This window comes from Pseudomonas sp. JZ114 (assembly GCF_051027705.1).
GTDB lineage: Bacteria > Pseudomonadota > Gammaproteobacteria > Pseudomonadales > Pseudomonadaceae > Chryseomonas > Chryseomonas luteola.
The window spans coordinates 3,809,083-3,823,724 of record NZ_CP069256.1; the positions used below are offsets into that span (position 1 = coordinate 3,809,083).

Below are 14,642 nucleotides of genomic sequence, written 5' to 3' on the forward strand. Positions count from 1 at the left end.
GCACGCCAGGGAGCGCCGTGCCTGATCCCAATTGATCGATACCGGCAAGGATGCCTATGAATCGCCTGACTACCCTGCTTGCTTACCGTCCTGTCTGGCTTAAACCTCACACGAACTGCGGGTTCTGCGGCTCAGGTGTAGAGTCCAGCCTGCCGCTATGCCTTGGCTGCGAGACTGACCTGCCCTGGCTGCTCATGGGGCATTGCCTTCATTGTGCGATTCCGCTGCCTGACGAGGGGCTGATCTGCGGGGCGTGCCTGAAAAGGCCTCCGTCTTTTGATCATGTCGTAGCGCTCTGGCGTTACGGATTTCCCATTGGTAGCGCCATCAATCGGTTCAAGCATCAAAAGCAGTGGCCGCTGGGGCGACTGATGGCGGATCTGCAGGCTCGCCATTTGATGCATGCCTTTGACGAGAGATTGCCTCGGCCTGACCTTCTGCTTCCTGTCCCGATGGCGCAGAAGCGCCAACGCGAGCGTGGCTACAATCAGGCTGCCATGCTGGCGCGCTGGCTAGGAAAGTCTCTCACGCTGTCTGTAGCAGACGATGTCATTCAACGAGTGCTGGAAACCCCGGCGCAACAAGGCCTGGATGCCGCCCAGCGTCACAAGAACCTGCGCAACGCCTTTGCCCTCACCACTGCCAAGGCCGTACGCGGTCGCTCGATAGCGCTCATCGATGACGTCCTGACCACCGGTGCAACTGCCGAGGCCCTTGCCAGCCTGCTCAAGCGTGCAGGCGCCCTGCGTGTCGATGTGTACTGCTTGGCTCGCACGCCCAGGCCTGGCGACTAAACGCTCTTTTCACCTTGCCATGGGAACGGGCCGGCTCGTACACTGATCTATCGTTATATACTTTTTTATACTCCGACCTATGCTCAGTCACCTGACTCATCACATGACCCGCCGTCCCCAGCGGTTTGCGCTGCTGGAGCAGGTCGCCGCCCAGGGCTCCATTACAAAGGCTGCCAAGGCTGCAGGGCTGAGCTACAAGGCCGCCTGGGATGCCATCGATGAACTCAACAACCTTGCCGGCCAACCCCTCGTCGAGCGCAGTGTCGGTGGCAAAGGCGGAGGCGGCGCACGCCTGACCCAGGAAGGCGCACGGTTGCTGGCCTTGTATCACCGCCTTGAAGCGCTTCGCGAAAAGGTGATCGAAAGCGCTGAACACGTCGAGGACCTGGAGCGACTGGAGCGGTTGATGCTGCAAACCAGCGCGCGGAATCAGCTGCATGGGGAGGTTGTTGCTGTAGAACCCAAAGGGCATAGCGATCTGATCACGATCCGGCTGCCCGGTGGCCTTCAGGTGCTGGCACAAATCACCCGTGAAAGCACCGAGCGATTGGGCCTTGCACCGGGTCGCAGCGTTATCGTGCTGATCAAAGCATCGTGGCTAAGCCTCCATGAACACGCTCCTATGGATGCGGCCAATGCACTTGAAGGCCGAGTCGACACCGTTACCCCCGCCCCCTCTGGACCTGCCGACATTCGCCTGAGCCTGCCCAATGGGCAAACGCTCTGCGTGCTGCTGCCAGCAGAAGCCGAGTTGTCTCCTGCTCCCGGTCAGACCGTGTTCGCCTGCTTTGAACCCGACCAGGTCTTGCTGGGGGCGCCCCTGTGAAGAAGGAATCCTTGATGAACAAACGGCTTTTGGCTGCCGCGGCGCTTGCCACGCTCTTTACCGGCGCCACTGCTCAAGCAGCTGATCACCTGCGCATTGCTGTGGCGGCCAATCTGCTGCCTGTCATGCAGACCATCGCCAACGACTACGAAAAGCAGACCGGCGCCAAGGTGGAACTGGCTGGCGGCTCCAGTGGTGCATTTTTTGAGCAGATTCAACGTGGCGCACCGTTCGATCTGTTCTACTCGGCAGACGCGATCCGCCCGGACAAACTGGCAGACGCCAGCAAGGGCACCGAAAGCCGGACCTATGCGTGTGGTCAGCTGGCGCTCTGGCAAACCAGCGGCAAGCCCGATATTCACAATCTGCCGTTCAAGCGTGTAGTGCTGGCGAATCCCGATACGGCACCTTATGGCGCCGCAGCCCTGCAGGCGCTGGACCGCAGCGGTGTACTGGAAACCGTTAAGCCGCGCCTGGCCTATGGACAGGACATTGGACAAACCTACAACTTCGTCAAAACCGGCAATTCACCTGCTGGCTTTGTAGCTCTCAGTCAGGTCAAAGCGGGGAATGTGCCGCCCGCGCAATACACGATTGTCGATGCCACGCTGTACGATCCTCTGACGCAAAAGCGCGTTATCCTGGCGAAAGGCGAGCAACTCGACGCCGCCAAGCGCTTCGTGGCGTTCTTCGATAACCAGAAAGAGACGTTGCACCAGGCAGGTTATTCTCTTCCAGGCGAGACGGGCTGTGCTGCTCAGTGAAGGAGACTGGCAGGCCCTGGCGCTGACGCTCAAGCTGGCTGTGCTATCCACGGCCCTGCTTCTGCTGATCGGTCTGCCGCTGGCAGCTTGGCGAGTGCGTAAGCAGACCCGCCTGCGCCAGGTATTGGATGCCGTGATCGCACTTCCTCTGGTGCTCCCACCCACCGTACTGGGCTTTTATCTGCTGGTCGTGTTTGCGCCAGACTCGATGCTGGGCAGCGCCTGGGAAACAGTGTTCGGTCACCCGCTGCCCTTCAGCTTTGCGGGCCTGGTCATGGGGTCCATGATCTACTCGATCCCCTTCGTGGTGCAGCCGCTTACGGTTGCCTTCCGCGAGCTGAATCCACGCCTGTTCGAGGCCGCAGCAACGTTGGGATGCGGCCGTATCGAGCGTTTCTTTCGCGTTACCCTGCCCTTGCTCAAGCGCGGCCTGCTGGTGGCTGCAAGCCTTGCATTCGCCCATACCCTGGGCGAGTTTGGCGTGGTGCTCATGCTGGGCGGTAGTATTCCGGGGCAGACCCAGGTGGTTTCCATTGCCATCTTCCAGCACGTGGAAGCCCTTCACTATGCCGAGGCCCACCGGCTGGCCGGCTTTCTTCTGGTGCTGTCGTTCCTGATCCTGCTGTTCGTCTACGGCAATGGCGATACACGGTCTTATTCGGCCCTGCGCGTCACCAGCCGCCGCTAATCGCGGCTGGCGGCCGAATCGCTTCGGACACGAAACGTTCCCGAACCGACAGGGCAGCATTTGTTACCAAATGTAACCTGCAACACCGCCGTCACAATGCCTCACTACCTTCGCCACGACCGTCCAAACCAGCCACGAAACCTGTTTCGACGACGCGACGTGAGCCGGCAGCCTGATTATTTCAAAACAAGGTCTGCGGGGTTCGTTGTACTCGCTCTCGCCTGGGGTTTTGCGCCTGCCACATCCTGTGAGGAGCGCCTTGATGAGCCTGCAAAACGAACAACACCTGAATAGTGATCTGCTTGATGACGATACCCCTACTGATCTGGAACGCATCGTCAATCTGAAGCGCCGCAGCTTTATTGGTGCCGGTGCGCTATGTGGCGCGGCCTTCTTCCTGGGCGGCAACCTGCTGTCCAACAACGCACTGGCGGGTCCGGTATCCGAAGCGGCTCGCTGGGGCAGCGCTGGACGTCCTTCACGTCCGCTGTTGGGCTTCAAGAACGTGCCAGCTTCAACGGCTGACCAGGTCATTCTGCCGCCCGGCTATGAGTTCCGTACGCTGATCAGCTGGGGCGAGCCGCTGTTTTCCAACGTACCGGACTTCAAGCATGACGGTACGAACACCTCCGAAGACCAGGAGCTGCAGTTCGGGGATAACAACGATGGCATGTGCTTCTTCCCGTTCTACAACAAGTTCGGCCGGATTGACCCTGATCGCGCCCTGATCGCCATTAACAACGAATACACCAACTACGAGTATCTGTTCTCCGATGGCCGTCAACCGTCCTCCCCGGACGATGTACGCAAGGCGCTGGCTGCAGAAGGCGTCTCGGTGATCGAAGTTCGCCGTCGCGCGGGCCGTTGGGTCTTCAAGCGCGACTCCCGTTACAACCGTCGCGTGCATGGCAACGTGATGATGGATATCAAGGGGCCGGCTGCCGGCCATGACCTGCTGCGCACCTCCATCGAGCTGAGTGGCAAACGTGCCCGTGGCACCTTCCAGAACTGCTCCAGCGGGCAGACGCCATGGGGCACTTACCTGACGTGTGAAGAAAACTTCAATGGCTGCTTTGGCAGCACCGACAAGAACATCAAGCTCAACGCCGCGCAGAAACGTTACGGTTTGTCGGCCAATAGTGATAACAACTGGTACCCCTATAACGAGCGCTTCGATCTCGCCAAGCATCCGAATGAAGCCAACCACTTTGGCTGGATCGTGGAGATCGACCCGTTCAATCCGGACTCCACACCGGTCAAGCGCACCGCGCTGGGCCGCTTCAAGCATGAAAACGCTGCCGTAACCACGACCCAGGATGGCCGTGTCGTGGTGTACATGGGCGATGACGAGCGTGGCGAGTTCATCTACAAGTTTGTCAGCGACCGTCGTTACAACCCGAATACGCCCCTGGCCAACCGTGACATCCTCGACCACGGTACGCTGTACGTCGCCAAGTTCGACGATGGCGATGGTGATGTGAATCATCCCAAAGGCCGCGGCCAGTGGATCGAGCTGACCTATGGCAAGAACGGCCTGACCAAGGCCAACGGCTTCAACAGCCAGGCCGAAGTCCTGATCCATGCTCGTCTGGCAGGCTCGCAAGTCGGCGCTACCCGCATGGACCGTCCAGAGTGGATCGCGGTGAGCCCCATCAATGGACAGGTCTTCTGCACCCTGACCAACAACAGCAAGCGTGGCAGCGCCGATATGCCGGTCAACGGGCCGAACCCGCGCGCCAATAACATCTACGGCCAGATCCTGCGTTGGGAAGAGCCAAACCCGGCCGCACTGACCTTTGACTGGGATCTGTTCATCGTGGCGGGCAACCCGGTTGTGCATCCGGAAGATCCATACGATGGTTCGGAAAACATCAACGCCGACAATATGTTCAACAGCCCCGACGGCCTGGGCTTTGACGAAGCCGGTCGTTTGTGGATTCAGACCGATGGTGAAGACAGCAACGAAGGTGATTATGCCGGCATGGGTAACAACCAGATGCTGTGCGCCGACCCGAACACCGGTGAGATCCGCCGTTTCCTGGTAGGGCCGACTGGGTGTGAGGTCACAGGCCTGTCCTTTGCGCCGGACTATCGGACGATGTTTGTCGGATTCCAACATCCCACCGGCGGCTTCCCGGACTATCTGCCTAACGGGCGTCCTCGCTCCACCGTCATTGCCATTACTCGTAAGGACGGCGGGATCATTGGGGAATAACATCTCCCCGCATAAAACCGGCAGCTAACCCTGCCGGTTTTTTTATGCCTGTTGATTGATGATCACTGGCACATGCATTGACATGATTTCGTCATACAAGCGCGCTAGCGTCGCGCCATCGCATACAAGGAGTCTGTTATGCATCCTGATACCCCTACCGATCTGGAACGTCTGGCCGGCCTGACCCGTCGCCGCTTCATTGGGGCTGGTGCTCTGTGCGGTGCTGCCCTCTTTCTTGGCGGCCAGCTCATTCCGCGGAGCGTACTGGCACAAAGCGTGTCGCAAGCCACCGGCAGTGCCCTGCTGGGCTTTGAGAGCATTCCGATTTCCACAGCCGATACCGTAATCGTCCCGCCGGGTTATAGGGCGTCGGTACTTATCAGCTGGGGTGAACCACTGTTTTCCGATGTACCGGCTTTCAAGCATGACGGCACCGGCACAGCAGAAGCCCAGGAGCGCCAGTTTGGCGACAACAACGACGGCATGAGCTTTTTCCCGTTCCCGAACGATCCCGACCGGGCGCTCATGGCCATCAATAACGAATACACCAACTATCGCTACCTGCTGGCCCAAGGCAAGGTGCCTCAATCGGCCGAAGACGTGCACAAGGCCCTGGCCGCTGAGGGGGTCTCGGTTATCGAGGTGCGCCGTATTGACGGACAATGGCATTTTGCACGTGATTCCGAGTTCAACCGTCGTATTCACGGCAACGCGCCGATTCGATTCAGCGGCCCGGCGGCTGGACATGACCTGCTCAAGACCGAAGCCGATTCAAGCGGCACGCATGTACTGGGCACCTTCCAGAACTGTGCGAACGGCAAGACGCCCTGGGGCACTTACCTGACCTGCGAAGAGAATTTTACGGATTGCTTTGGCAGTACTGATGCAACAATCAAATTCGACGCTGCCCAGAAACGCTATGGCGTGACGGTCGAAAGCAAGGGCAACGACTGGCACAAATACAATCCGCGCTTTGACATGGCCAAGAACCCCAACGAGCTGAACCGGCACGGCTGGGTAGTCGAGATCGATCCGTTCGATCCCAAGTCAGAACCCGTCAAGCGCACCGCGCTGGGCCGTTTCAAACATGAGAACGCTACGCTGGCCCTGACTGCGGACAACCATGTCGTGGTGTACATGGGCGACGACGAACGTGGTGAATTCATCTACAAGTTCATCAGCCGCGATCGCTATGATGCCGCCAATCCCAAGGCCAACCGCGAGCTGTTGGACCACGGCACGCTGTACGTGGCGAAATTTGATGACGGTGACGGCAATCCCGATCATCCCAAGGGACGTGGCCAGTGGATCGAGCTGACCCATGGCAAGAACGGCCTGACCACCGAGAACGGCTTCAACAATCAGGCCGAAGTGCTCATCCATGCCCGCCTGGCCGGAACCCAGGTTGGTGCGACGCGCATGGACCGCCCTGAGTGGATTGCCGTCAGTCCCAAGGATGGTCAAGTGTATTGCACGTTGACCAACAACAGTAAACGCGGCAGCGAAGGCCAGCCCGTAGGCGGGCCAAACCCTCGCGCCAACAACATCTATGGTCAGATCCTGCGCTGGAGCGAGCACGGCAATGATGCCGCGGCCATGGCCTTTGACTGGGACCTGTTTGTCATTGCCGGCAATCCTGAGGTGCACAAGGAGACTGCCAACGGCGGCTCGCACAACATCAACGCCCACAATATGTTCAACAGTCCCGACGGCCTCGGGTTTGATGATGCCGGTCGCCTGTGGATCCTGACCGACGGGGATTACAGCAACAAGGGTGATTTCGCTGGCATGGGTAACAACCAGATGCTGTGCGCCGACCCGAATACCGGCGAGATCCGCCGCTTCATGGTGGGACCGATCGGTTGCGAGGTCACCGGCATTACCTTCTCACCGGATCAGCGCAGCCTGTTCGTCAATATTCAGCACCCTGGCGAAGAAGGCGGCTCGACCTTTCCGGAACACCTGCCCGACGGTCGGCCACGTTCCTCCGTCATGGTCATCACTCGTGATGACGGTGGCGTGATCGGCGCCTGATGACAAGGCTCTAATACGCGGGTACGGCCCTTGAGGCAGTATCCGCGTAGCACGACGCTCGCTGTACCAGGGTCTTTTTTTCTCTGCACCGTCAGGCGTTCCAGCGCGCGTGGCATCGCACCTTCGTCACGCCCAGGCATCCAACCTGCTAGCATTCCGATTCAGAACCGGCATATGGCCGCTTCCAGATGCGTTGTAGGAGGATATCCATGTCACACCCGTTCGATACACTCAGCCCTGACGTGGTGATCGACGCCGTGGAAAGCCTCGGCTATCTCAGCGATGCGCGTATCTTGGCGCTTAACAGTTATGAAAACCGGGTTTATCAGGTGGGCATCGAAGACGAACAGCCCTTGATTGCCAAGTTCTACCGCCCACAGCGTTGGACGGATGCCGCGATTCGCGAGGAGCACACCTTCTCTTTTGAGCTGGTGGAGCATGAAGTACCTGTCGTGGCGCCCCTGTCGCGTGACGGTGAAACCCTGTTCGAGCATGCCGGCTTTCGCTTTGCCCTGTTTCCCCGCCGCGGCGGCCGGGCGCCCGAGCCTAGTAACCTTGAGCAGCTGTACCGCCTGGGTCAGCTCCTGGGTCGCCTGCATGCCATTGGCGCCAGTCGCCCATTCGAGCACCGCGAGACGCTTGATGTACAGAGCTTTGGCCATGCCTCGCTGGATACGCTGCTGAGCGGCGGTTTCATTCCCAAGAGTTTGCTGCCTGCGTATGAATCGGTGGCACGTGACCTGATCAAGAAACTGGATACGCTCTTCAACTCGGTCAACTACACCACCATCCGCGTCCATGGAGACTGCCATCCGGGCAATCTGCTCTACCGTGACGAGACCTTCCACATGGTGGATCTCGACGACTGCCGCATGGCACCGGCGGTACAGGACCTGTGGATGATGCTGGCCGGTGATCGGCAAGAACGCCTGTCGCAGCTTTCCGAGTTGATGGACGGGTATCAGGAGTTCCATGACTTTGCACCCCGTGAACTGGCGTTGATCGAGGGGCTGCGCTCCCTGCGTCTGTTGCAATACAGCGCCTGGCTGGCCCGCCGCTGGGATGATCCGGCCTTCCCGAAGAGCTTTTCCTTTTTCGGGACCGAGCGCTATTGGGGCGACCAGGTTCTGATGTTGCGCGAGCAACTGTCAGCGCTTGATGAAGAACCGCTGCGGCTGTTTTGATCCCTAAAGACACCAGGGCCGCCACAAACCGGGCGGCCCTGGTGCTAAGGCTCAATGACCGTTACGGGTCAAGCCGATCAGTGTATCGGCGACATCCTTGGTCCGCAGTGAAGTGCTTGCTGTTGCGCTGCTGGAGCCTTCCAGCGCACCCAACAGCTCAGTCAGGGCATTTACATCCTGAGACTGTACTTCGATCTGCTGTGCAACCTGACGGATTTCCTCAGCCAGCTTGTCGATATCCGTGCCGATTTCGCCAGCGTTCTGCTGAGTCTTTTCCGCCAGCTTGCGTACCTCGTCTGCTACTACAGCAAACCCACGCCCCTGCTCACCCGCACGAGCAGCTTCGATGGCAGCGTTGAGTGCCAGCAGGTTGGTCTGCCCGGCGATCTGCTGAATCATCTGCACAATGGACTGGATCTTCAGGCTCGATTGCGCCAAATCATTAGCACTGCGCACCACACTTTCAGCCTGACTGGACAGACTCTTGACGGTGCCACCCGCCTGATCGATCACGCTGCCCTGCTGATTGATGGTTGAGCTAAGATCATCCATCGATACGTGCAATTCACCGGCATAGTGATTTAACTGCTGAGCAATCTGCTCCTGGCTTTGATCCGCCTGATGCAGCACTGCACCCAAATCTTCAAGACCACGGAAAACCGGTTTGATGTGGTCATCCAGGCCGTTGCTGTCGATGTAGCTGGCAAAGTTCTTGCGCTTGAATTCATCGATCTGCTTGACCACAACCTGGCTCAAGCCCGCCAGCTTCTTGATCTGCCGACGCAGGAAAAAGGCCTTGAATTCGCCGTAATGCGCGGTGAAGTTGTCGATGTACTCATCGCGGAACGGCGCGCCTTCCGGGGTACGGAAGAAAAATACCGCCGTCAGCGTCTGGTTCAGGTTAAGCCCCAGAATCTCGCCAAAGGTAGAAAAGCCCACCACAGGAATATCATCAAACGCTTCGTTCATGCGGCTCAGGTCGTTGCCATTGTTCAAGCGACGCAGAATGCAGTCGTTGAGTAGCCCGCCTACCGGTTTGCCGGACTTGCCTTGCAGGAAACGTTGAAGGTCTTTACGGGTGGCCTCAAGAATAGGCGTACGCTTGACCATCACCAGCTCTTCACCCGGCGCCACGTCACAGAAAAGGTGGATACGCTCCTTGTCATAATCGATCTGGGCAATGGAGCGAACAAACAGCTCCTCACCCACACGAATAGCAAACGAGTAATTGGCCAGACGCTTTTCCAGGTCCTTGGGCTCGCAGTTCAGCGATTCGCACAGGGCGGCTACCATCGAGCGGACATTGCCCTTGGAGTCGATCACCTGACTGATGTAGCGCTCTTCCAGCGACGCGGTGAGCACGCTCAGGCTAACTGATGTCGGCTCGAAGTTCTGGCTTTTGAACACACCGAAGCGGGCATTACGGGCGCATTTCAGAAATACGATCTGTACGTGGTTTTCGTAGCTGCGCTTGCCGTCATGGATCAAGGTTTTAACGAAGTCGGTCTTGCCACCAGCAGAGCCGCCTACGAATAGGCAGGGAAAACGGCCCGACTCGTAAAGGGCTTCCATGAAGAACGATTCGGATGCCGACAGGCCGTCAAACGTGACGTAAGCCAAGGTATCGCGATGGTCGATAGTCGTGTTGACACGCAGCCGCTTAATCGACTCGATCAGCTTGGCGATTCGCTGCTGCATGGACATACGTGGCCCTCGGGCGCGGATGTCCTGGCTTTCCAACGGCACATAAACGGTTTCGGCCGAAGCGATGATGCTGGCATCAAACAGCTGCAGCACAACCCGATCCCACTGGTTACCTGTGGCGCAGTAGAGCTGATCGTTCTGGCTGCACAGCTCGCCGGAGGTCGTGCACAGGGTAAGGGCGGCGCCAGGGAAACGTTCGGCTACCTGGCGAGCCACCTTGTCCAGATCAACATGGGGCGAAACGAAACCGGCGATATAGGTCGGTTCGAATCGCAGGGTTTTCAGGTGGCTCTGCAACTGCCCGGAAGAGCTCAGTACGCTCATTACGCCGCCGGACTGGGCACTGGCGGGCTTGAGCCGGGAAAACAAGTTCATCATGAAATTTACCTGATAAAAAAGAATGCCAGACGTACGCCCACCCGCAGCGTTGAAGAACAGCACTACCCAGGATGATGGGCCGCCGTCCTCAGCAGCACGAATATGTGGTGTATCAGGATGTCGACCCGCCGCAGAAGAACTGAAGCCCCTTTGTCATTGGACAAATCGATCGAGCCCATGGGAAAAGCGGCCTTTTCTTTGCTTGCGAGCTATGATTAGGGGCCTTACGAATACTAGAGACACATCATGTCCACATCCCCGCGCCAGGGTTACGTATTAGGCCTTACCGCCTATGCGCTCTGGGGACTATTTCCGTTGTACTTCAAACTGCTTGCCAGCATTCCTCCCGTCGAGATCCTGATCCAGCGTATCTTCTGGTCGGCCCTGATCGGGGTCTTGCTGCTTTTGATCTGGAAACATCAGGGCTGGTGGCGCGATTTGCGTGCCAATCCCTCCCGGATTGCCCGGTTATGGCTGAGTGGCCTGCTGGTGGGCGGCAACTGGCTGACCTACATCTGGGCGGTCAACAGTAACCATGTAATCGAAGCCAGCCTTGGGTATTACATCAACCCGCTCATCAATGTGCTGTTGGGCATGGTGGTGCTGGGCGAGCGGTTAAGGCCCCTGCAGTGGCTGGCCGTGGGAATGGCTGCCCTAGGCGTTGCCCAGCAGATCTGGACGCTTGGCCAGCTGCCCTGGGTATCCCTGGTGCTGGCCTTCAGCTTTGCTTTTTACGGACTGGTGCGCAAGGGCACCCAGGTGGCTGCCCTACCAGGCATGGTGGTCGAAACCTGGCTACTGGTCCCGCTGGCTGCAATTGCACTACCCTTGTTGACCCAGCAGGTCAGCCTGGAACCGGCACTCTGGCAGTCGCCGATGGCCATCGTACTGATCCTGTCTGGCCCCGTTACGCTGGTTCCCCTGCTCTGCTTCAACGCAGCGGCGCGCAAACTGCCCTATTCGACATTGGGCTTCCTGCAGTACCTGGCCCCTACGCTGGTGCTGATACAGGCAGTCTTCCTGTTCCACGAGCCCTTCCCCATGGAGCGGATGGCCGCCTTCCTGTGTATCTGGGCAGGCCTTGCCGTGTTCAGCTTTGACGCCTGGCGCTCCCTGCGTCGTTACGCAGCCCCCGCTGCCCGCACCTGACCGTCGTGGTTGTCACGGTAGACTGCCAGCTCGACCATCAAATCGTCCGCCAGGGTCTCCAGACTCTGGCGGAGCGTATCCAGCTCAAGGGCGGGCGGCAGGGCCAGCAGCGCCGTGGTGTGGAACAACTGTTCGCTGCTCATCGGCGCCGCCCGCACATCAGTACTGAGCCGCTCGACATTAACGCCTAGCCGGGTGAGCTGACGGGTAATGTCCCGAACGATCCCGGGACGGTCATTGCCCAGCAGATCCAGCTGGATGAGCTGAGGCTTGGGTGCCTGCTCTATCTGGCTTTCCGCTACCAGCACACGCATGCCCCTCACATCCAGCCCTTTCAGCTGGGCAACCAGGGCTTCGCGTTGTTCCGGCGCGACATTGACGCTCAGGATTCCGGCGAACTGACCTGCCATACGTGACATGCGGCTTTCCAGCCAGTTGCCGCCCCGCTCGGCAACACAGTCGGCCAGCTGCTCGACCAGACCCGGCTGATCCGGGGCAATGATGGTAAGGACCAGAACATCCACGGTAGCGCTCCTTTTGGTTGATCATCTTTCCAGCGTAGAACAGCCAGCCAACCTTGCCGACCCACTTTTCATGAACGGACCTGCCATCGTTTTGCCTGTGGCAGACACTTTTCCAGCGAGGCCTAGTCACATGGCCAGATAGCCACCGAATGTCGGCGCGTCGTGCAGCCAAGCGAGGCGAACAATGAGTAGAAGAAAAACCATCGGCGGCCTGCAGATAGCCACCGCCCTTCACGAGTTCGTAAAGACTCAGGCGATTCCAGGCACAGGCATTGATATCGACCATTTCTGGCGTGGACTTGAAGGGCTGCTGGATGAGTTTGCACCTCGGAACAAGGCCCTTCTGGAGACCCGTAACCAGCTCCAGGTCCGTATCGATCAATGGCATCTGGCGCGTGCCGGACAGCCACACGATGCACACGCCTACCGCACCTTTCTTGAAGAAATCGGCTACCTGCTCCCCGAGCCGGACGAGGTCAGCGTCACGACAGCTAATGTCGACCCGGAAATTGCCCAGCTCGCCGGGCCGCAATTGGTCGTGCCGGTCACGAATGCCCGCTTTGCGCTCAATGCCGCTAACGCACGCTGGGGTTCGCTATACGATGCGCTCTATGGCAGTGACGCGATCCCTGAAGACAGCACGGTTGAAATCTGCGATAGCTATAACCCGCTCCGAGGCGAAAAGGTTGTGGCCTATGCCCGGGGATTCCTCGACGAAGCCGTGCCGCTTGCTGAATACTCCCATGGCAATGTCAGAGGCTACAGTGTTCAGCGTGGCGAACTCATGGCCGAGATTGGCGACAGTCGCTACGTTTGCCTGGCCGAGCCGGACGCCTTTGTCGGCTATCGCGGACAGGCTTCGCAGCCGGAGGCGATCCTGCTCAGGCACCATGGGCTGCATATCGAAATCCAGATTGACCGCAACAACCCGATCGGCCACGCCGATGCGGCAGGCGTGAGCGATATTCTGCTCGAATCGGCCCTGACGACCATCATGGACTGCGAAGACTCCGTCGCAGCGGTAGACGCCGAAGACAAGGTACAGGTCTACCGCAACTGGCTGGGCCTGATGAAGGGTGACCTCTCCGAAGACATCACCAAGAACGACAAGGCCTTTACCCGGATCATGAACCCGGATCGGCCCTACATCGCTGCTGACGGCAGCGAGTTGGTCCTGCCGGGCCGTTCACTGCTGTTTGTCCGCAATGTCGGCCTTTTGATGACGACAGACGCCATCCTGGACCGCGACGGCAACGAGGTTCCCGAAGGCATACTGGACGCCGTCTTTACCAGCCTGTGCGCCCTGCACAACCTGAACGGCAACACGTCGCGCCCCAACTCGCGCACGGGCTCGGTGTATATCGTCAAGCCCAAGCTGCACGGCCCGGAAGAGGTAGCCTTTACCGGCGCGCTGTTCGGGCAGGTCGAGGATCTCCTTGGCCTACCGCGCCATACGCTCAAGATCGGTATCATGGACGAGGAGCGGCGGACCAGCGTCAACCTCAAGGCCTGTATTGCTGCGGTGAAGGAACGGATCGTGTTTATCAACACCGGCTTTCTTGATCGCACCGGCGATGAGATCCATACCTCGATGGAGGCCGGCCCTCTTATCCGCAAGGCTCTCATGAAGCGTGCCACCTGGTTCAGAGCTTACGAGGACAACAATGTGGACGTCGGGCTGGCCTGCGGTCTGCGTGGCCGTGCGCAGATTGGCAAGGGCATGTGGGCCATGCCGGACATGATGGCCGCCATGCTCGAACAAAAAATCGCCCACCCCCAGAGCGGAGCCAGTACGGCCTGGGTACCCTCGCCTACGGCCGCTACGCTCCACGCTATCCACTACCATCAGGTCGATGTGGCTGTACGGCAGATTGAGCTGGCCAAGCGCACGCCGGCCTCACGAGAGGATCTATTGAGCATTCCGCTGGTTGATGTCGCCGAACTCAACGCCGAAGAGATCCAGGAAGAGCTGGACAGTAATGTCCAGAGCATCCTGGGCTATGTGGTGCGGTGGATTGATCAGGGGATCGGCTGCTCCAAGGTACCGGACCTTGATGATGTGGGACTCATGGAAGACCGTGCCACACTGCGCATTTCGAGCCAGTTGCTTGCGAATTGGCTGCATCATGGTGTGATTAATAGGGAACAAACGATCGAAGCTTTCCGTCGCATGGCTCTAGTGGTGGATCAGCAGAATGCAGGCGATCCTCACTACCGCGCCATGGAGCCTGATTTCGATCAAAACATCGCCTTTCGAGCTGCCCTGGACCTCGTTCTGGAGGGAGCGAAGCAGCCCAGCGGCTACACAGAGCCGATCCTCCATCGTAGACGTCGTGAGGCCAAGGCGCGGTGGCAATAAACAGGTCTCGCTGATACGCCTTT

11 protein-coding genes are annotated in these 14,642 nt (G+C 58.9%); 9 read left to right on the forward strand and 2 right to left on the reverse strand.

Annotation, left to right across the window (positions count from 1 at the left end; genetic code table 11):
* Nucleotides 1-56: 56 nt before the first annotated feature.
* From JQR90_RS17900 to JQR90_RS17930, 7 genes are all read left to right on the forward strand, one after another.
* Nucleotides 57-794: a ComF family protein gene (locus JQR90_RS17900; protein WP_010796034.1), complete on the forward strand. Its 738-nt coding sequence runs from the start codon at nt 57-59 to the stop codon at nt 792-794.
* A gap of 103 nt (nt 795-897) precedes the next feature.
* The gene (locus JQR90_RS17905) at nt 898-1,620 is read left to right on the forward strand and encodes a TOBE domain-containing protein (protein ID WP_434140190.1); all 723 of its coding nucleotides are present in this window, start codon (nt 898-900) and stop codon (nt 1,618-1,620) included.
* Nucleotides 1,621-1,634: 14 nt separating this feature from the next.
* Complete coding sequence (gene modA / locus JQR90_RS17910) at nt 1,635-2,384, forward strand: molybdate ABC transporter substrate-binding protein (protein WP_125888544.1); 750 nt, start codon at nt 1,635-1,637, stop codon at nt 2,382-2,384.
* Nucleotides 2,371-3,072, forward strand: a complete 702-nt coding sequence (modB, locus tag JQR90_RS17915; protein WP_019365508.1) for a molybdate ABC transporter permease subunit — start codon at nt 2,371-2,373, stop codon at nt 3,070-3,072. The genes modA and modB overlap by 14 nt, the downstream gene beginning before the upstream one ends.
* Nucleotides 3,073-3,334: 262 nt before the next feature.
* Nucleotides 3,335-5,287: a PhoX family protein gene (locus tag JQR90_RS17920; protein ID WP_019365507.1), complete on the forward strand. Its 1,953-nt coding sequence runs from the start codon at nt 3,335-3,337 to the stop codon at nt 5,285-5,287.
* 138 nt (nt 5,288-5,425) lie between these two features.
* Nucleotides 5,426-7,321, forward strand: coding sequence for a PhoX family protein (locus JQR90_RS17925; protein ID WP_434140191.1), 1,896 nt, complete (start codon nt 5,426-5,428; stop codon nt 7,319-7,321).
* Between the two features lie 209 nt (nt 7,322-7,530).
* The gene (locus JQR90_RS17930) at nt 7,531-8,505 is read left to right on the forward strand and encodes a serine/threonine protein kinase (protein WP_434140192.1); all 975 of its coding nucleotides are present in this window, start codon (nt 7,531-7,533) and stop codon (nt 8,503-8,505) included.
* Nucleotides 8,506-8,556: 51 nt separating this feature from the next.
* Here JQR90_RS17930 and JQR90_RS17935 read toward each other — a convergent pair whose 3' ends face one another.
* Nucleotides 8,557-10,584, reverse strand: coding sequence for a methyl-accepting chemotaxis protein (locus JQR90_RS17935; RefSeq protein WP_434140790.1), 2,028 nt, complete (start codon nt 10,582-10,584; stop codon nt 8,557-8,559).
* A gap of 249 nt (nt 10,585-10,833) precedes the next feature.
* On the opposite strand from JQR90_RS17935, the gene rarD reads away from it, so the two are divergent.
* Nucleotides 10,834-11,736, forward strand: coding sequence for an EamA family transporter RarD (rarD, locus tag JQR90_RS17940; RefSeq protein ID WP_125888540.1), 903 nt, complete (start codon nt 10,834-10,836; stop codon nt 11,734-11,736).
* On the opposite strand, the gene JQR90_RS17945 is transcribed toward rarD, so the two are convergent.
* A complete protein-coding gene (locus JQR90_RS17945) occupies nt 11,709-12,260 on the reverse strand; it encodes a glycine cleavage system protein R (RefSeq protein ID WP_434140193.1) in 552 nt (183 codons plus the stop codon). The two genes, rarD and JQR90_RS17945, sit on opposite strands and share 28 nt — an antisense overlap.
* Nucleotides 12,261-12,444: 184 nt before the next feature.
* On the opposite strand from JQR90_RS17945, the gene JQR90_RS17950 reads away from it, so the two are divergent.
* The gene (locus JQR90_RS17950; RefSeq protein ID WP_434140194.1) at nt 12,445-14,619 is read left to right on the forward strand and encodes a malate synthase G; all 2,175 of its coding nucleotides are present in this window, start codon (nt 12,445-12,447) and stop codon (nt 14,617-14,619) included.
* The last annotated feature ends 23 nt before the right edge of the window (nt 14,620-14,642 follow it).